The sequence below is a fragment of the Streptomyces sp. GESEQ-4 genome (assembly GCF_017948455.1).
Taxonomy (GTDB): Bacteria; Actinomycetota; Actinomycetes; order Streptomycetales; family Streptomycetaceae; genus Streptomyces.
In genome coordinates this window covers 1-18,804 of the sequence record NZ_JAFFSU010000050.1, presented here as the reverse complement: position 1 = coordinate 18,804, position 18,804 = coordinate 1, and the positions used below count along the sequence as shown (strand labels likewise).

The window sequence follows — 18,804 nt, the reverse complement described above, 5'->3', positions numbered from 1 at the left end:
CCCCCCCCCCCCCCCCCCCCCCCCCCCCCCCCCCCCCCCCCCCCCCCCCCCCCCCCCCCCCCCCCCCCCCCCCCCCCCCCCCCCCCGCGCCCCCCCCCCCCCCCCCCCCCCCCCCCCCGCCCGCCCGCCCCCCCCCCCCCCCCGCCCCCCCCCCCCCCCCACCCCGCCCCCCCGCCGGGAGGCACCCCGCATCCCCCGAATGCGCCCCACGACCCGCGGGTCCAAGCTGAGAGAACAAGCCCCCTGAGCCACCCAGCCCCCCGAGCACCCCGACGGGGAGGACCCCATGACGACCGCCCACCACCCGCACCACCCCCACGACACCCCCGACCTGTTCGCCCTCTCCGACATCCTCGGCCCGGTCCTACGCCCCACGGACGACGGCTACGCCGACGAAGTCACCGGCTTCAACCTGTCCGCCCGCCACATCCCGGACGTGGTCGTCGGCGCCACCACCCCCGGCGACATAGTCGCCGCGATGCGCTGGGCCGCGGCCACAGACACCCCCGTAGCAGTCCAGGGCACCGGCCACGGCGCCAACTTCCCGATCGACAACGGCCTCTTGATCAACACGTCCCGCATGACGCACGTACAGATCAACCCGACCCAACGCACCGCAACCATCGCCGCGGGCGCGAAATGGCGCCACGTCCTGGACGCCGCCGCCCCCTACGGCCTCGCCGCCCTCAACGGCTCCTCCACAGACGCCGGCGTGATCGGCTACACCCTCGGCGGCGGCCTCCCGGTCCTCGGCCGCGCCTACGGATACGCCTCCGACCTGGTCCGCTCCTTCCACGTCGTCACCCCCGACGGCACCCTCCGCAAAACGGACGCGACCCACGAACCGGAACTGTTCTGGGCCCTGCGCGGCGGCAAGGGCAACGTAGGCGTCGTCACCTCACTGGTGACCGACCTGATCCCCCTGACCCGCATCCTCGGCGGCGGCATCTACTGCGCCGGCGACCACGCGGAACCCCTCCTCCGAGCCTGGGCCGACTGGACGACCACCGTCCCCACCCAGATGTGCTCGGCGTTCACGCTCCTCCGCCTCCCCCCGCTCCCGGCGATCCCCGAACCCCTGCGCGGCCGCTTCTGGGCCCGAGTGGCGATCGCCTGGACCGGCGACCCGGCCGACGGCCAACGCCTCCTCGACCCGGTCCGTTCCGCCGCCCCCGTCGTGTTCGACACGGTCGACGAAATGGACTACACCGACGTGGACTCGATCTACGCGGAACCCCAGGACCCGCTCCCCGCAAGGGAGTCGTGCGCCCTACTGGCCGACCTCACCCCTGAAGCCGTCGACACCCTGCTGGCACACGCAGGCCCAGCCGCACCCCCCGACTACCCCCTGCTGATAGTCGAACTCCGCCACATGGGAGGCGCGTTGGCCCGCACGACCGCCACAGAGGACGCGATCTGCGCCCGCGACGCAAGCCACCTACTGGAAACAGTCGCCGTAGTCCCCAACCCCGAAGCGGCCGAGGCCGTTGAAACAGCCACGACCGCCCTCAACACCGCCATGGCCCCCTACGGCACCGGCCGCTCCATGGTCAACATCCACGGCACCCCCGGCAACGAATCCGACCGAGCCCGAGCCTGGACCCCCGAGGTCTACAACCGCCTACGCCAAGACAAGGCCACCTACGACCCCAAAAACCTCCTACGCTACGGCCATACGGTGCCCGCAACGCCTACCTAAGCGGTCTCCGCGCCCCGAAGGGGCGCGGGGAACTGCGCGACCAGCCACAACGGGCCCGCAGACGATAGCCAGCCCATCGCGGAGCTACGTCGTACGCCTCCGCCGAGCGCCAGGCCGCCGCTCACTAGGCCGAGTCACCGCATCCCCCGCCTCCAACGCCGCAGCCCGCCGCCGCATCCCAAAGTCCGCCAACGCCTCAGCCAACTTGTGCACAGACGGCTCCGGAGCCATCACATCCACCCGAAGCCCATGCTCCTCAGCGGTCTTGGCCGTAGCAGGCCCGATACAAGCGATCACCGTCACGTTGTGCGGCTTCCCGGCAATACCGACCAGATTCCGCACCGTAGAAGAAGACGTGAACAGCACCGCATCGAACCCGCCCCCCTTGATCGCCTCCCGAGTCTCCGCAGGCGGCGGCGACGCCCGCACGGTCCGATAAGCCGTCACGTCGTCAACCTCCCACCCAAGCTCAATCAACCCCGCCACCAACGTCTCGGTAGCGATGTCGGCCCGCGGCAGAAACACCCGGTCAATGGGATCAAAAACGGGATCATACGGCGGCCAGTCCTCAAGCAACCCCGCCGCCGACTGCTCCCCACTCGGCACCAGATCCGGCTTCACACCAAACGCGACCAACGCCTTCGCGGTCTGCTCCCCCACCGCGGCAACCTTGATCCCCGCAAAGGCCCGCGCATCGAGCCCGTACTCCTCGAACTTCTCGCGCACGGCCTTGACCGCATTCACGGACGTAAAAGCGATCCACTCGTACCGCCCGGTCACCAGCCCCTTGACCGCCCGCTCCATCTGCTGAGGCGTCCGCGGCGGCTCGACGGCGATCGTCGGCACCTCGTGCGGCACGGCCCCGTACGACCGCAGTTGGTCGGAGAGCGACGCCGCCTGCTCCTTCGTACGCGGAACGAGCACCTTCCAGCCGAACAACGGCTTGGACTCGAACCACGACAGCTGCTCACGCTGAGCCGCGGCGGAACGCTCCCCGACCACGGCTATCACGGGCCGCGCGCCCTCGGGCGAGGGCAGCACCTTCGCCTGCTTCAGCGTCTGCGCGATGGTCCCCAGCGTGGCGGTCCACGTCCGCTGCCGAGTGGTCGTACCGGCGACCGTGACCGTCATCGGCGTATCGGGCTTACGCCCGGCGGACACCAGCTCACCCGCAGCCGCGGCCACGGTTTCCAGCGTCGTCGACACAACCACCGTGCCGTCCGACGCACCGACCTCCGTCCAGCACCGCTCCGACGCGGTCCGCGCATCCACGAACCGCACATCGGCGCCCTGCGCGTCCCGCAGCGGAACACCGGCGTACGCGGGCACCCCGACGGCGGCCGCGACACCCGGCACGACCTCGAACGGAACACCCGCGGCGGCGCAGGCGAGCATTTCCTCGGCGGCGTACGTATCCAGTCCCGGGTCCCCCGAGACCGCACGCACGACCCGCCTGCCGCCCCGCGCGGCCTCCATGACAAGATGTGCGGCATCCCGCACGGCGGGGGCGCCAGCGGTTGTTGACTGACCGTCAACAACCGTTAGTTGAGGCGTGCCTGTGCCCGGATGCGGGTCCGACGAAGGACCCGGATCCGTGTTCACGACGGCGACGCCCGATCTGGCATGAGCGCGTACGACGTCGAGCACCTCGTGCTCGGCGACGAGAACGTCCGCGTTCGCCAGCGCCTCGACGGCGCGCAGAGTCAGTAGTCCCGGATCTCCGGGTCCGGCACCAAGGAAGGTGACGTGCCCGTGTTCAGGACCGGCTGCGGGAAGAGTGGTGGGGCTCACTGTGCTCGCTCCCCCATCAGACCGGCCGCGCCCTGGGCAAGCATCTCGGCCGCGAGTTCACGGCCGAGCGCCATTGCTTGGTCGTACGTCTCGGGCACGGGACCGGTGGTGGACAACTGCACCATCCGCGAGCCGTCGGTCGTGCCGACGACGCCGCGCAGGCGCATTTCCTTGACAATCTGCCCGTCGGCCAGAAGGTCGGCCAGCGCACCCACAGGTGCGCTGCAACCGGCCTCCAGGGCGGCGAGCAGTGACCGCTCGGCGGTCACGGCGACCCGCGTGAACGGGTCGTCGAGCTCCGCGAGCGCGGCGATCAGGTCCGCGTTGTCCGCGGCACATTCGATCGCGAGTGCTCCCTGGCCGGGAGCGGGCAAAACTGTGTCGACCGAAAGAAAATCAGTCACTTCATCGATACGGCCGATCCGGCTGAGCCCGGCCGCGGCCAGCACCACCGCATCGAGCTCACCATCGCGCACATACCCCACGCGTGTATCCACGTTCCCGCGAATCGCAACCGTCTCGATATCCAGCCCATGGGTGCGGGCGTACGCGTTCAGCTGGGCCATCCGCCGCGGCGAACCCGTACCGATGCGCGCCCCGCGCGGCAGGTCGGTGAACTTCAGCGCGTCCCGAGCGACGATCACGTCCCGCGGGTCCTCACGCTCGGGGACGGCGGCCAGCGCCAGCTCGTCCGGCTGCCCGGTCGGCAGGTCCTTCAGCGAATGAACCGCGAAGTCGACCTCCCCCTTGAGCAGGGCCTCCCGCAGCGCCGTCACGAAGACACCCGTGCCGCCGATCTGCGCGAGCTGCTCACGGGAGACATCGCCGTACGTGGTGATCTCGACCAGCTCGACGGGCCGTCCGGTCACCTGGCTCACGGCCTGTGCCACTTGCCCGGACTGGGCCATGGCGAGTTTGCTTCGCCTGGTCCCCAGCCTCAGTGCCTTGTCCTCACTCATGCCGAGCCTCGGTCTTCCTTGCTGGTGCTGTCCTCGGCGCGCGAGACGGAGGCCACCGTCTCCTGGTCGAGGTCGAACAGGGTCCGCAGAGCATCCGCGTACCCGGCGCCGCCGGGTTCGGCCGCGAGCTGCTTGACCCGTACGGTCGGCGCGTGCAACAGCTTGTCGACGACGCGCCGCACGGTCTGTGTGATCTCCGCCCGGTACTTGTCGTCGAGGCCGGGCAGCCGGCCCTCCAGACGCGCGATCTCGCCGGCCACGACATCGGCGGCCATCGTCCGCAGCGCGACCACGGTCGGCGTGATGTGCGCCGCCCGCAGCGCCGCCCCGAATGCCGTCACCTCGTCGGAGACGATACGGCGGACCTGGTCGACGTCGGCCGCCATCGGAGCGTCCGCGGAGGCATCCGCCAGCGACTCGATGTCCACCAGCCGCACGCCGGCGAGCCGGTGCACGGCCGCGTCTATGTCGCGCGGCATCGCCAGGTCCAGCAGGAACAGCACCGGCTCGGGCCGCGGCACGACCGCCACCGGCTCGGGCCTGCGCCGCTCGGGGATCCGCCCGGCGGTGGCCGCGGTCGCGGCGAGCGCGGTGATCAGCTCGGCGTCGGCCTCGGCACGGCGGGCGGCTTCCCGGTGGTCGACCGTGCCGTTGTCCACCCAGGTGGCGTGCTGCTCCAGCGTGGCCGCGTCCATACCGGCCACGGCGGCCTCGCCCATGAGGGAGAACCCGGGCTGCACGGCGGCAAGATCAAGCGGACAGTTCTCGTCGCCGCCCGCCAAGCTGCGGGCAGTCGTGCCGCTTGGGGCGGCACGGGTGGGCGCAGGCGGCACCCCGTCAACGCCGGGCTGCGCAACGCCCCCCCGGCCCTCCAGCGCCCCCGCAATGGTCTCCGCCGCCAGCACCAGCCCCGTAGCCCCCGTGCACGACACGGCAACATCGGCACGTGTCAGCTCGTCCGGCACCGACTCCATCGGTACCGCGCGGGCCACCACCCCCGTGTCGTCCCCCTCGGCGAGGATCTCGGCGAGCCGCTCGGCACGGTCGTACGTACGGTTGGCGATCACGATCTCGGCGACCCCCGCACGCGCGAGCGTCGCCGCGGCCAGCGAGGACATCGAGCCCGCGCCGATCACCAGGGCCTTCTTGCCGCGGGCCCAGCCGTCGACCGGCTTGCCGACGGCCAGCTGCTCCAGGCCGAAGCTGACAAGCGACTGGCCCGCACGGTCGATGCCGGTCTCGGAGTGGGCGCGCTTGCCGACCCTGAGCGCCTGCTGGAACAGGTCGTTGAGCAGGCGGCCGGCGGTGTGCAGCTCCTGGGCCGTCGCGAGGGAGTCCTTGATCTGGCCGAGGATCTGGCCCTCGCCCACGACCATCGAGTCCAGCCCGCAGGCCACCGAGAAGAAGTGGTGGACGGCCCGGTCCTCGTAGTGCACGTACAGGTAAGGAGTGAGTTCCTCGAGGCCGACCCCGCTGTGCTGGGCGAGCAGCGTGGACAGCTCGGCGACGCCCGCGTGGAACTTGTCCACGTCCGCGTACAGCTCGATGCGGTTGCAGGTGGCCAGGACGGCGGCCTCGGTGGCCGGCTCGGCGGCGACGGTGTCCTGCAGCAGCTTGATCTGGGCGTCCGCGGACAGCGCGGCCCGCTCCAGGACGCTGACCGGAGCGCTGCGGTGACTCAGCCCGACGACGAGGAGACTCATGCCGGCATCACGGCGGGTACGTCCCCGTCCGGTCCCTTGTCGGCGGACTCGCCGCGCACGGCGGCGACCGCTCCGGCGTTCTCGGCCGCCGCGGCCTCCTCGCCGGCCTTGCGCTGCTCGTGGAAGGCGAGGATCTGCAGCTCGATGGAGAGGTCGACCTTGCGTACGTCGACGCCGTCCGGGACGGACAGCACGGTCGGCGCGAAGTTCAGGATGGAGGTGATACCGGCGGCGACGAGCCGGTCGCAGACCTGCTGGGCGACGCCGGGCGGGGTGGTGATGACCCCGATCGAGACGCCGTTGTCGGAGATGATCCGCTCTATGTCGTCGCTGTGCTGGACGGTGATCCCGGCGATCTGCTTTCCGGCCATCTCCGGATCGGCGTCGATGAGCGCGGCGACCCGGAAGCCACGGGAGGCGAACCCGCCGTAGTTGGCGAGGGCGGCGCCGAGGTTACCGATACCGACGATGACAACAGGCCAGTCCTGGGTCAGGCCGAGTTCGCGGGAGATCTGGTAGACGAGATACTCGACGTCGTAGCCGACACCACGGGTGCCGTACGAGCCCAGATACGAGAAGTCCTTCCGCAGCTTGGCGGAGTTGACCCCCGCCGCGGCCGCCAGCTCCTCGGAGGAGACCGTGGGGACCGAGCGCTCCGACAGTGCGGTCAGCGCGCGGAGGTACAGCGGAAGCCGGGCGACGGTGGCCTCGGGAATCCCTCGGCTACGGGTCGCCGGTCGGTGAGTTCGGCCAGTTGCCACGGTGCTCCTGCGGGTAGAGCGGGGCTGCAGGCGGTCACACGTCCCTGGACCGCCCCGTCGAAAGCAGGCTATGTCTTTGTGAACGCGTGCACAAAGATGGTGTCCGATTTGCCCGGCCAACGTGACCGGGGTCACGCGCCGCTCCTCACGGGCCGCCACGGGGGTCAAAACCGAACACTCTCCTCAACGATCCCCACCCCCGAGACCAGGTCGCCGTCGATCCTAAGCCAGTTTCCGGCCGACTTGGACTGGTCGGTCAGTGCTTGGCCAGAGCCTTGCGGAGCCGGTCCTCGTTCACGCGCCAGAACGTGTGCTGCTCCCCGTCGACCAGGACGACCGGAATCTGCTCCCAGTACTGGTCATGGAGTTGGGGGTCCTGGCTGATGTCCTTCTCCTCCCATGGAACACCCAGGTCCGCACAGACCTTCTCGACCACCACTTGTGCGTCATCACACAGATGGCAGCCGGGCTTGCGAATGAGAGTGACGAGCCGGGCACGGGCGGCGGGCCGCCGGAAGATGGGACTCATACGGCCATTCTCGCGCCCCGACGACCACGGTTTAACGGCACGGTCGCGGAGAGTTCACAGCCACCAAACCTCCCGACTCCGGAACCACCGAACAGACTGGCTATGCTCACGCCATGGCCGCTCTTGGATGGCTCACTCCCCGTAGGCGCTCCGCCACCGCCCGGAGCGTGTTGGCAGGCGAGGCGTCGGCGGAAGCCGCGCGCAAGTCCACGCAGGAGCAGGAACCGCCGCCGTCCGCCGAGAAGGACAAGGGAGAACCGGAGTTCCCCGTCCTCGGCGACGACAAGGCCGCCGCGTTCTTCGATCTCGACAACACCGTGATGCAGGGCGCCGCGCTCTTCCACTTCGGACGGGGCCTGCACAAGCGGAAGTTCTTCGAGACCCGCGATCTCGCGAAGTTCGCCTGGCAGCAGGCATGGTTCCGGCTGGCCGGCGTCGAGGACCCCGAGCACATGCAGGACGCCCGCGACTCCGCCCTGTCCATCGTCAAGGGCCACCGGGTGGCCGAGCTGATGACGATCGGCGAGGAGATCTACGACGAGTACCTGGCCGACCGCATCTGGCCCGGCACCCGCGCGCTCGCCCAAGCACACCTGGACGCGGGCCAGAAGGTGTGGCTGGTGACCGCGGCCCCGGTCGAGATCGCCACGGTGATCGCCCGCCGCCTGGGCTTCACGGGCGCACTGGGCACGGTCTCCGAGTCGGTGGACGGGGTCTACACAGGCAAGCTGGTCGGCGAACCCCTGCACGGCCCGGCAAAGGCGGAGGCGGTACGCGCCCTGGCCGCGGCGGAAGGCCTCGACCTCACCCGCTGCGCCGCCTACAGCGACTCCCACAACGACATCCCGATGCTCTCCCTCGTCGGCCACCCCTACGCCATCAACCCCGACACCAAGCTCCGCAAACACGCCCGCCAACTCGACTGGCGCCTCCGCGACTACCGCACCGGCCGCAAGGCCGCGAAGGTAGGCATCCCAGCAGCAGCCGGCGTAGGCGCGGTAGCAGGCGGCACAGCAGCAGCAATCGCCCTGAGCCGCCGCAGGCGATAGCTCCAGCTGCGCGACCCACCCCCGCCCAGCCACAACGCCGCGCAACGCCCGAACGCCGGGCAATCCAGTGGTCGTACCCCCACACCACCCCACCCAGTCCCGTTGGCTGCACACGGCCACAACACGCCCCGCTCCTGACCGGAACCCGACCACACACGATCAACAACCGGTCACTGTGCGGCACTTGATCGACCGTCAATCGGTTACAGAAGCGACGGAATCGATGATTTGAGCAACTGGGCGTAGCAATGCCTGCACGAAGCGTTATTCTCCTCAGACGCAATCCGGTACCCCTCCGTCGCTACGACGGGTGAACGGTCCCGCACTGCACGTGATGGAAGCTCTGCCTCTGGGAGTCCCGTGTACCCACACGTCGGGGTTGACGCCTCGGGCCTGGCTACGCTGCGCGCAACGGTCCTCGACCTGTTGCGCGGCTTCGTCCCCACCGCGTACGCCGTCCCCGCCCTCGCCGTAGCCACAGCGCCGGTCGGCCCGTGCTACGCGCTTGCCGACGGCACCGCCGCCGTCGGCAGACGAGGGCGTTCGGCCGGTGCCACCACCGCTCGCCGCCCGGCCGCGGACAGCGACAGCGCCCGCATGATGGACCTCGTCGAACGCGCGCAGGCCGGCGAGGCCGATGCCTTCGGGCGTCTCTACGACCAGTACAGCGACACTGTCTATCGGTACATCTACTACCGGGTGGGAGGTAAGGCGACCGCCGAGGACCTTACGAGCGAGACCTTTCTGCGGGCACTGAGAAGAATCGGCACCTTCACCTGGCAGGGACGGGACTTCGGGGCATGGCTCGTGACCATCGCCCGCAACCTCGTCGCCGATCACTTCAAGTCCAGCCGGTTCCGGCTGGAGGTGACCACCGGGGAGATGCTCGACGCCAATGAGGTCGAGCGCTCGCCCGAGGATTCGGTGCTCGAATCCCTCTCCAACGCCGCACTGCTCGATGCCGTGCGCCGACTCAATCCCCAGCAGCAGGAGTGCGTCACGCTCCGCTTCCTGCAGGGCCTCTCCGTCGCCGAGACCGCCCGCGTCATGGGCAAGAACGAGGGCGCGATCAAGACCCTCCAGTACCGTGCCGTCCGCACACTCGCCCGGCTCCTCCCGGACGACGTCCGCTGACCGCCCGTACACGCTCAGCCATCTCCAACTCACCTACAGTGACGTTCCGTTGACTCCACCGTCGGATCATCCATCGTCCGTAACCCAAGTGCCGGGCCGCTCGTTGTGCGGGATGCAGGCTCCCTGTGGTCACTCCCCGACCGTCTTCGATCACTCGATCGTGTGGATTCGGTCAGGGGGTGCAACCCTCAGGACCCCCTGGGGAGTCGACCGTCATGACGAGAGGAGGTGCCGCCAGTGATCGCGAACGTATCGGCGCACCGGCGGGCGAACGCCTTCGCCCAGGCCCTGGAGGAGTCCGACCGGGGCCCGGCGGCCGAGCAGTCAGAGGCACCACCGGCAGAGGCTGCTGCGGAACAGACCGAGCAAGGGCGCCTGTTGGCCCTCACGACCGGTCTCGGCGAGCTGCCCAAGCCGGTGATGGACCCCGAGGTCAAGGTCGTCCAGCGGGCCCAGCTGGTGGCCGCCATGGAGGCCATGCTCCAAGAGGGTTCCGTGGGTGGCGGGGCGACCGCGCCCGCGATGCCGGGGCAGCGGTCCCATCGAGGGCGCGGTACCCATCGGGCGAGCCCGCTGGGCAAGTTGCGGCCACGCACCCGGCTGGCCAAGGGGCTCACCGCCGGCGGGCTCAGCGTCGGAGTGGCCGCCGGGGCCTTCGGTGGCGTCGCCGCCGCGAGTTCCGAGGCGCTTCCCGGCGACTCGCTCTACGGGCTCAAGCGCGGCATAGAGGATTTCAAGCTCAACTACCTGGCCGACGGGGACGACGAGCGCGGCCGTTCCTACCTCGACCAGGCCTCGACCAGGCTCAGCGAGGCCCGGCGCCTGATGGAGCGCGACCGCAGCGGACAGCTCGACCACGAGTCGGTCGGCGCGATCCGCCGTGCCCTGTCCGGTATGACGCACGACGCCTCGGAGGGCCACCGCCTGCTGAGCGCGGCGTACGAGCGCGACCCGGCGTCCCTGGGCCCCATCCAGGCCCTCTCCACCTTCTCGAGTTCGCACCGCGACGCCTGGGGCGCGCTGCGCGAGCGGCTTCCCGTGCAACTGGGGGACGTCAGCGAGCAGGTGTCGTCGGTCTTCGACGCCATAGACGAAGAGGTCGCCCCGCTGCAGTCCCTGCTTCCGCAGCCTCCCACCCACGGGGGCGGCGGCGACGGTGAGCGGCAGGGCTCCGGATCTACGTCCACCGGCTCCTCCGGCGCCGATCGGTCCGCGCCGCCGAGCGCGGGCAGCGGCACATCGGACCGTGGCGGCGCAGGCGACACCAAGCCCAGCAAGCCGTCCGAATCCGACACCGAGAGCGACGGTCTCCTCGGCGGCAGCACCGGCGGCCTGCTCGACCCGCCGAAGAACACCGGCACCGCCACCCCGTCCGGCAGCAGCACCCCGAGCACCGAGCCGGACGTCACCCTTCCGCCGCTGCTCCCGGGCCTGCTGCCCGGTCTCGGCATCGAAGGCGAGGACGTCGAGTAGGGGTCACGGCAGTAGTACGACGACGGGGGCGCCCTTCTCACAAGGGGCGCCCCCGTCGTCGTACAAACGTTTCCTCGGCCAGAAGAAGACCGTCAGAAGAAGACTGAGCGGCGCTGCACCAGCAGTTTGTAGAGGGTGTGCTGGATCTGTTCCCTGACCTGGTCGGTCAGGTTGAACATCAGCATGGGGTCCTCCGCCGCCTCCGGAGGATAGCCGTCCGTGAGGATCGGCTCGCCGAACTGGATCGTCCACTTCGTCGGCAGCGGGACCGCGCCCAGCGGGCCGAGCCACGGGAAGGTCGGCGTCAGCGGGAAGTACGGGAAGCCGAGCACCCGGGCCAGGGTCTTGGCGTTGCCGATCATCGGGTAGATCTCCTCGGCCCCGACGATCGAGCACGGGATGATCGGGGTGCCCTGGCGCAGTGCCGTGGAGACGAAGCCGCCGCGGCCGAAGCGCTGGAGCTTGTAACGCTCGCTGAAGGGCTTGCCGATGCCCTTGAAGCCCTCCGGCATCACACCGACCAGTTCGCCCTGGGCCAGCAGCCGTTCGGCGTCCTCGGCGCAGGCCAGGGTGTGGCCGAGCTTGCGGGCCAGTTCGTTGATCACCGGCAGCACGAAGACCAGATCGGCCGCCAGGAGGCGCAGGTGACGGCCGGCCGGGTGGTGGTCGTGCACGGCGACCTGCATCATCAGGCCGTCCATCGGGACCGTGCCGGAGTGGTTGGCGACGATCAGGGCGCCGCCGTCCGTGGGGATGTTCTCGACGCCCTTCACCTCGACCCGGAAGTACTTCTCGTACACCGGGCGCAGCAGGGACATCAGGACATGGTCGGTGAGTTCCTCGTCGTAGCCGAAGTCGTCGACCTCGTAGTCCCCCGTCAGCCGGCGGCGCAGGAAGGCCAGGCCGCCCGCGATGCGCCGCTCCAGGCCGCCGTCGTCCTTGGGCCGCTGCGGCGGCTGTTCCTCACGCGTCACAGGGACATCATCCTGCTCGAGCGCCCGCCCGGGCAGGGGCTGGACCTCACGGACCAGTGCGGATTCACCGCTCTTGCGCCGGCTCCCCGAACTGGTCCGGCGCCGCGGCGGCCGCTGTACGGCGCTCCCGCGGGACCGGTCGTCGTCGAACGGAATGACCTTGGCGTCCGCCATCGTTGATGCGCTCCTCAGTTGGCGCTCTGCGTCGGGGGGTGGCCGCTGCCCGGGAAGGGCAGCGCGGCGATCCGGTCGACAGCCCCCGCGAGGGCCTCCGGGGGCAGGAGTCCGGGACCGTGACTGCGCGCGAACTCCGCGAAGGTCTCGGCGGTCGTGTACTTCGGCTTGAATCCGAGCGTCTCCCGCATCTGGTCCGTCGCCACGACCCGGCCGTGGGTCAGCAGCCGGATCTGCTCGGGCGAGAAGTCCGTCATCCCCAGCGTACGCACCGCGGAGCCCGCCCACGTGACGGCGGGCAGCAGCAGCGGCAGAGTGGGCCGCCCGAGCCGCCTGGAGCACTGGGAGAGCAGCAGGACGCCGTCGCCGGCGATGTTGAAGGTGCCGCTGTTGAGGGTGCCGCGCTCCGGCTCGTGCGAGGCGATCCGCAGGACGTCGATCACGTCGTCCTCGTGCACGAACTGCAGCCGGGGGTCGTAGCCGAACACGGTCGGCAGGATCGGCAGCGAGAAGTACGAGGCGAGCGGGGTGTCGGCGGTGGGGCCGAGGATGTTGGCGAACCGCAGCACACACACGGCGACGTCCGGCCGCCGGCGCGCGAAGCCCCGTACATACCCCTCGACCTCGACGGTGTCCTTCGCGAAGCCGCCGCTGGGCAGGGACTTCGGCGGGGTCGTCTCGGTGAAGACGGCAGGATCGCGCGGCGCGGACCCGTACACATTCGTACTGGACTTCACGACGAGCCGTTTGACGCTGGGCGACTTCTGACAGGCACCCAGCAGCTGCATCGTCCCGATGACGTTGGTCTCCTTGACCGTCGTCCGGCTGCCGCTGCCGAGCGCGGTGGCCGTCACATCCATGTGGACGACCGTGTCGGCGGCCGTCTCGGCGAGAACGCGCGCGATGGTCGGCTGCCGGATGTCGGCCTGGATGAAGTCGGCGCCGCCCAGATGATGCGCGGGCGGGACCGCGTCCACGGCGATCACCCGGTCCACCTGTGGGTCACGCTGGATCCGTCGTACGAACCGGCCCCCCAGCTGACGGGCCACTCCGGTCACGAGCACGACCTTCCCCAAGATCAGCGCCTTCCTTCCAGGAATCGTCCTGCCCCGACACACCGCTGCTCGTTACCCTGCCGTGTTCCCCGTGTCTCGCCAACTTAGCGGCTCGATGTTGCGCTGTGATGACCACCCAATGCACGAAGTGACGGCATCCACAGACGTACGAACAGACCAAGCCATGTGAAACACAGGCGTACGTACGGCACACCTGGTCCGGTGGAGACACACGTGGCCCCCCACCGGGTGCGGTGGGGGGCCACGGTCACGCTCTCGCGACGTCTTCTGCGCCGTCCGTAGTCCTCGTCCTCGCGGACGGGCGGACTACTTCTTGTTGCGACGCTGAACGCGCGTGCGCTTGAGCAGCTTGCGGTGCTTCTTCTTAGCCATCCGCTTGCGCCGCTTCTTGATAACAGAGCCCACGACTACCCTCGCTCACTTCTCATCACTCGGCGTTTGGGCGCCATGGGCCCATACGACCTACGAGGGGCTAGCCTACCCGTCCGAGCGCTGAGGTCGTAATCGAGGGGCCCGGGCAGATCCAATGGTGCCCTGAGGATCTCCCCGGACCACCGTCGTCAGGCGGTTTCCACCCCCACGTAGCTCTCGCGGAGGTACTCGTGAACCGCGTTCTCGGGGACGCGGAAGGACCGCCCCACCCGGATCGCAGGCAGATGACCACTGTGCACCAGTCGGTACACGGTCATCTTCGACACTCGCATCACCGAGGCGACTTCCGCCACGGTAAGGAACTGAACCTCGCTCAGAGGCCTCTGCTCAGCAGCCATGACACACCTGAACCTTCCGCACTCGACCGACGGCCACCGGCTTCCCCTTCCGGTGACTCTTCGTCGCTGCGTGCTCACTCCCCAATGTAGGGGCGGGTGATGCGAGTGGGGAAGAGGTGCACCCATCGGCGGCCTACTGTGACAGACACGCTCGATTGAGTACGTAGCGGGTAAGCGGCAGGTAGTAATCAGACCGCACAGCGTCATCAAGTGGAACGGCGACGGACACGGACCCCTCGGCCTCCCCCACGAAGAGCGCGGGGTCATCGGTATCCGCAAGACCAATGGCCTCAAACCCCAGCTGACCTGCTCCGCAGACCCACCCGTGATCCCCGATCACCAACTCGGGCAACGGCCCGCCGGCCTCGGCCGCCGCCGCCAGCGCGGTACGAACCGGGAGTGGTGAGTGCGTGTGTGCGCCGGTCTCACAACCGGAGCGGAAGGCATCCGGTTCTCGCATCAGCGCGACTCCTCGTACGTAGTCAAGGTTGTACGTGCGTAGACCGAACCGGGTCGTTATGTCGACACAGCGACCCTGCGCCGGTGTGAGTACGGCACATCCCGCCGCCGACAAAGCGTCTGCCAAGGCCGCGTAGAACCCGAGCAGACGGTGCGGATGTCCGGTACCGAACAACACAGGCGCGCCACGCTCCGCGACGGCCCCGACCCGATCGGCGAAGGCGTCAAGCGCGTCCAAAGTCAGCTCCGGATCGATCACATCAGGCCCGGCCACACACCCCAAATCAGCTGAAACCCCACACTTCTCCGCCATCAACCCGACCAACTCCCGCACCCCCCAAGCCCACTCAGGATCAATCCCGATCAAAACCCGAGGATCCCGAGCCGCAAACAACCGATAACTCCGCAGACTCTCCTCCCGAGAAGTAGCCACCACCCCAGCCAACCGAGCAGCCAACAGATGCGCACGCAGTGCACCGGTACTCAACACGGGTGCGATGGTGACGGACGCGTGTGATGGCCGTCAGCGGAACAGAGGAAGACCGCACAGTTGGCGTAGCGCGGCCCATCCCAGCGCCACCTGCCCCACAATGCCCACCCACCACCCAAAGCCGAGCCCACCTCAGCCACACCCAGCCATCCAGCGCTAGAGGACGAGACCGCCACAGCCCCACCCAGCCCCTCCGACGCACGAGGACGAGACCACCACAGCCACACCCGCCCCCGCCGACGACGAGCCCCCTCAACCACCCCGGTCCGTCCGGCGACGACGAGCCACTCAGCCCCCCAGCCCCTCCGCCGACGTCGAGCCACTCAGCCCCCAGCCCGTCCGGCGTTTCAGGACGAGACCGCAGGCCGATGGGGTGCAGGGGCGAAGCCCCGCAGGGGGTCCAGGGGCGAAGCCCGGCCGGGGTGCAGGGGCGAAGCCCCGCGGGGGGTCCAGGGGCGAAGCCCGGCCGGGGTGCAGGGGCGAAGCCCCGCGGGGGGTCCAGGGGCGAAGCCCGGCCGGGGTGCAGGGGCGAAGCCCCGCGGGGGGTTCAGGGGGCGGAGCCCCCTGGCGGGGTTGAAGGGGCGGAGCCCCTTCAGGATGGGACGGGTAGGAGCGGCGGGGGCGAAACCCCTACGGCAACAACCCCCGCAACGGAAACACAGCCCTCCGCGTAGCCAACACCGCCTGATCCAACCGATCCGCAGGGTCGTACCCCGCCTCCCACGCAGCAAAGCCCACAGGCCACCGCCCATCAGTCATCCGCACCGGCCCCAACTGCCGCGTACGAGCAAACACCTCCCGCCGCCACCCCTCAGGAATCACCGCCTCAGGCTCCACCGCCCGCCCAGCCGCAATCCCCACCAGATGCGTCCACGACCGCGGCACCACATCCACCACCGCGTACCCACCCCCACCCAACGCGACCCACTTCCCCCCGGCGTACTCATGCGCCAACTCATGACAAGCAACCTGCACCGCCCGCTGCGCATCCAGCGAAACCGCCAAATGAGCCAACGGATCCTCGAAATGCGTATCGGCCCCATGCTGAGTCACCAGCACATCCGGCCGAAAGTCCGCAATCAACTCCGGCACCACCGCATGAAACGCCCGCAACCACCCCGCATCCCCGGTCCCCGCCGGCAACGCCACATTCACCGCCGACCCCTCAGCGACCCCCTCCGCCCCCGTCTCCTCAGCCCACCCGGTCTGCGGAAACAAGGTCCGAGGATGCTCATGCAGCGAAATCGTCAAAACCCGCGGATCCTCCCAGAACGCCGCCTGCACCCCATCCCCGTGATGCACATCGACATCCACATACGCGACCCGCTCAGCCCCCAGCTCCAGCAACCGCGCAATAGCCAGCGACGCGTCGTTGTAAATGCAGAACCCCGACGCACCCCCCGGCATCGCATGATGCAACCCACCCGCGAAGTTCACCGCATGCAGCACATCCCCACGCCACACAGCCTCCGCCGCCCCCACCGACTGCCCGGCGATCAACGCGGACGCCTCATGCATCCCGGCGAACGCCGGATCATCGATCGTCCCGATCCCGTACGACCCGTCCGCCGCCCCGGGATCCTCCGACGCCGCCTTCACCGCGGCGATGTAATCCTCCCGATGGACCAGCCGCAACGTCGACTCCCCGGCAGGCTTCGCCGCCACGACCTCCACATCCCGGTCGAGCCCGAACGCACCCACCAGCCCCCGGGTCAGCGCAAGCCGAACCGGATCCATCGGATGCTCCGGACCGAAGTCATAGCCCGTTACTGCCTCGTCCCACATCAGCTGTGCGCGGCCGCTCATGCCCGCCACCGTATCGGTCCGGTTGACCCTCGAACGACCGGGCGTACACCAACGTCACCAGCACCAACACCATCGGCACAAGCATCGCCCCGCGATAGCTCCAGGCATCCCCCAACGCCCCCACCAACGGCGAACCGATCAAGAACCCCACATAGTTGAAAACATTCAGCCGAGCGACGGCCGCATCCGAAGCCCCGGGAAACAACCGCCCGGCCGCCGCAAAGGTCTGCGGCACCAGCACACACAACCCCAGCCCCAACAAGGTGAACCCGAGCATCCCCACCCAAGCCCCAGGCGCGACAGCCACCACAGCAAACCCCACAGCAGCCACCACCGCCCCACCCCGCACGACCACCACGGCCCCGAACCGCCGCACCCCGAAGTCCCCGAGGGCCCGCCCCACCAGAGTCGTCACCATGTAGACGTTGTACGGAACGGTGGCCAGCTCCTCCGAACTCCCCAGCACATCCTCCAGATACTTCGCGCTCCAGTTGGAGACGGTCGAGTCCCCGATGTAAGCGATGGTCATCACCAGACACAGCGGCAACAGCACCTTGAAGCCGACGGCGCCACCCCCACCCCCCTCGACGTCCGCCCCTTTCCCCTCCGCCACCCCGTCGACGTACCACCGACTCCCCACCAGCGCCGCCGGCAGAAGCACCACCACAACCGGCAGATACGACACGAACAGCGCCAGATCCCAGTGCGCCCCAACCCACGCGAGCGAGGCCCCGAGAATCCCGCCCAGGCTGAACGCGGCATGGAAGCTGAGCATGATGCTGCGCCCGTACGACCGCTGCAGACTCACCCCGAGCATGTTCATCGACGCGTCCAGCGCCCCCACGGCGAGCCCGAACGCGGCCAGCGCGATGCCCAGTTCGACCGTCCGCTCCCCGGCCCCGACCCCGAGCAGCGCCAGGAGCACCACAGGCTGGGACCACCGCAACACCACACTGGGCCGTATGCGCTTCACCAGCCGCTCGGTCGTGACACTCCCCACCCCGGCGAGAATCGGCACCGCCGCCAGGAAGGCAGGCAGCAGCGCGTCGGAGACGCCGTACCGGTCCTGGATGGCAGGGATGCGCGTCACGAGCAGCGCAAAGGCAACACCCTGAACGAAGAAGCCGAACGCCAACGAGGCCCTACCGCGCCGCAGCACATCAGTCATGGCGGCGAGCGTAGGGCCCAAGCGTACCGCTGGGTATATCAAGCCAAAGATGAATTTCCCTCAAGTTTGCCGGAGGCGGCGTCGGCGGCGAGCAGTCCGGCCAACTCCCCCATCCCGGCGAACACGTGAGTCGCCCCCGACAGCCTCGCCACAGGAGTCATGGCGGTGAACCCATACACGTCCATCCCAGCCGCAACCGCCGCCTCCACCCCCAACGGACTGTCCTCCACCACCACACACCGCTCCGGCACGACCCCCATCCGCTCGGCCGCGTACAGAAACAGATCAGGCGCCGGCTTCCCCCGCCCTACGTCCTCCGAACTGAAGATCCGCCCGTCATCGAACCACCGGTCCAACCGGGTCGCCCGATGCCCCACCCGAATCCGCTCATGACTCCCCGACGAAGCCACGCAGTACGGCACCCCGTCCCCCGCAAGCTTCTCGAGCACCCCCACGGCCCCGTCCACCGGCTTCAACTCCCGCTCGAACGCCGCGAACACCCGAGCATGAAACACATCATCAAAGTCCGCCGGCAACCGCCGCCCGGTCCGCTCCTCCACCAGATCGTGTACGCGGTGCATGGCGGCGCCCATGTAGTCGCGAAGGGAGTCCTCGTACGAGGTCGGATGCCCGAGCTCGGTGAGATAAGCGGCCAGCAGCCTGTTGGAGATGGGCTCGCTGTCGACGAGCACTCCATCGTTGTCGAAGATCACGAGGTCATAGCGCATGCCTACGAGCCTAAACCGACCCCAAACGCAGAAAACCCCCGTACCGGTTATCGGTACGGGA

At 69.2% G+C, this 18,804-nt stretch carries 17 protein-coding genes; 4 read left to right on the top strand and 13 right to left on the bottom strand.

The window, feature by feature from the left end:
* Positions 1-286 precede the first annotated feature (286 nt).
* On the top strand, positions 287-1,699 hold the full coding sequence (locus KCH48_RS41365; RefSeq protein WP_210582800.1) for an FAD-binding oxidoreductase: 1,413 nt from the start codon (positions 287-289) through the stop codon (positions 1,697-1,699).
* A gap of 84 nt (positions 1,700-1,783) precedes the next feature.
* On the opposite strand, the gene KCH48_RS41360 is transcribed toward KCH48_RS41365, so the two are convergent.
* The 5 genes from KCH48_RS41360 to KCH48_RS41340 form a co-directional block, all read right to left on the bottom strand.
* Entirely contained in the window at positions 1,784-3,490 is a 1,707-nt protein-coding gene (locus KCH48_RS41360; RefSeq protein ID WP_210582799.1) for a bifunctional uroporphyrinogen-III C-methyltransferase/uroporphyrinogen-III synthase, read from the bottom strand.
* A complete protein-coding gene (hemC, locus tag KCH48_RS41355) occupies positions 3,487-4,449 on the bottom strand; it encodes a hydroxymethylbilane synthase (protein WP_210582798.1) in 963 nt (320 codons plus the stop codon). Before hemC ends, KCH48_RS41360 begins: the two co-directional genes overlap by 4 nt.
* On the bottom strand, positions 4,446-6,152 hold the full coding sequence (locus KCH48_RS41350) for a glutamyl-tRNA reductase (RefSeq protein WP_210582797.1): 1,707 nt from the start codon (positions 6,150-6,152) through the stop codon (positions 4,446-4,448). The genes hemC and KCH48_RS41350 overlap by 4 nt, the downstream gene beginning before the upstream one ends.
* Positions 6,149-6,913, bottom strand: a complete 765-nt coding sequence (locus tag KCH48_RS41345; protein WP_210582796.1) for a redox-sensing transcriptional repressor Rex — start codon at positions 6,911-6,913, stop codon at positions 6,149-6,151. The genes KCH48_RS41350 and KCH48_RS41345 overlap by 4 nt, the downstream gene beginning before the upstream one ends.
* A 256-nt stretch (positions 6,914-7,169) precedes the next feature.
* Positions 7,170-7,442, bottom strand: coding sequence for a glutaredoxin family protein (locus KCH48_RS41340; protein ID WP_210582795.1), 273 nt, complete (start codon positions 7,440-7,442; stop codon positions 7,170-7,172).
* A gap of 113 nt (positions 7,443-7,555) precedes the next feature.
* Between KCH48_RS41340 and KCH48_RS41335 the strand changes: the two genes are divergently transcribed.
* The 3 genes from KCH48_RS41335 to KCH48_RS41325 all read left to right on the top strand — a co-directional run bounded on the left by KCH48_RS41335 (position 7,556) and on the right by KCH48_RS41325 (position 11,098).
* A complete protein-coding gene (locus KCH48_RS41335) occupies positions 7,556-8,491 on the top strand; it encodes an HAD family phosphatase (protein WP_210582794.1) in 936 nt (311 codons plus the stop codon).
* Between the two features lie 360 nt (positions 8,492-8,851).
* A complete protein-coding gene (locus tag KCH48_RS41330; protein ID WP_210582793.1) occupies positions 8,852-9,625 on the top strand; it encodes an ECF subfamily RNA polymerase sigma factor, BldN family in 774 nt (257 codons plus the stop codon).
* Between the two features lie 237 nt (positions 9,626-9,862).
* On the top strand, positions 9,863-11,098 hold the full coding sequence (locus KCH48_RS41325; protein WP_210582792.1) for a DUF5667 domain-containing protein: 1,236 nt from the start codon (positions 9,863-9,865) through the stop codon (positions 11,096-11,098).
* Between the two features lie 92 nt (positions 11,099-11,190).
* Here the strand turns inward: KCH48_RS41325 and KCH48_RS41320 are convergent, their stop codons facing one another.
* From KCH48_RS41320 to KCH48_RS41285, 8 genes are all read right to left on the bottom strand, one after another.
* Positions 11,191-12,246 (bottom strand): lysophospholipid acyltransferase family protein, encoded by a 1,056-nt coding sequence (locus KCH48_RS41320; RefSeq protein WP_210582791.1) that lies wholly within the window; start codon positions 12,244-12,246, stop codon positions 11,191-11,193.
* 14 nt (positions 12,247-12,260) lie between these two features.
* The gene (locus KCH48_RS41315) at positions 12,261-13,322 is read right to left on the bottom strand and encodes an NAD-dependent epimerase/dehydratase family protein (RefSeq protein WP_210582790.1); all 1,062 of its coding nucleotides are present in this window, start codon (positions 13,320-13,322) and stop codon (positions 12,261-12,263) included.
* A gap of 306 nt (positions 13,323-13,628) precedes the next feature.
* On the bottom strand, positions 13,629-13,727 hold the full coding sequence (locus KCH48_RS41310) for a 30S ribosomal protein bS22 (protein ID WP_003948845.1): 99 nt from the start codon (positions 13,725-13,727) through the stop codon (positions 13,629-13,631).
* Between the two features lie 155 nt (positions 13,728-13,882).
* Positions 13,883-14,092 carry a helix-turn-helix domain-containing protein gene (locus KCH48_RS41305; protein ID WP_016437488.1) on the bottom strand — a complete coding sequence of 70 codons (210 nt, stop codon included), beginning with the start codon at positions 14,090-14,092 and terminating at the stop codon, positions 13,883-13,885.
* A gap of 133 nt (positions 14,093-14,225) precedes the next feature.
* Positions 14,226-15,041 carry a phosphatase gene (locus tag KCH48_RS41300; RefSeq protein WP_210582789.1) on the bottom strand — a complete coding sequence of 272 codons (816 nt, stop codon included), beginning with the start codon at positions 15,039-15,041 and terminating at the stop codon, positions 14,226-14,228.
* Positions 15,042-15,671: 630 nt separating this feature from the next.
* Positions 15,672-16,847, bottom strand: coding sequence for an acetoin utilization protein AcuC (locus tag KCH48_RS41295; RefSeq protein WP_210582788.1), 1,176 nt, complete (start codon positions 16,845-16,847; stop codon positions 15,672-15,674).
* On the bottom strand, positions 16,798-18,015 hold the full coding sequence (locus KCH48_RS41290) for an MFS transporter (protein ID WP_210582787.1): 1,218 nt from the start codon (positions 18,013-18,015) through the stop codon (positions 16,798-16,800). Before KCH48_RS41290 ends, KCH48_RS41295 begins: the two co-directional genes overlap by 50 nt.
* Positions 18,016-18,053: 38 nt before the next feature.
* A complete protein-coding gene (locus KCH48_RS41285) occupies positions 18,054-18,743 on the bottom strand; it encodes an HAD family phosphatase (RefSeq protein WP_210582786.1) in 690 nt (229 codons plus the stop codon).
* Positions 18,744-18,804 lie beyond the last annotated feature (61 nt).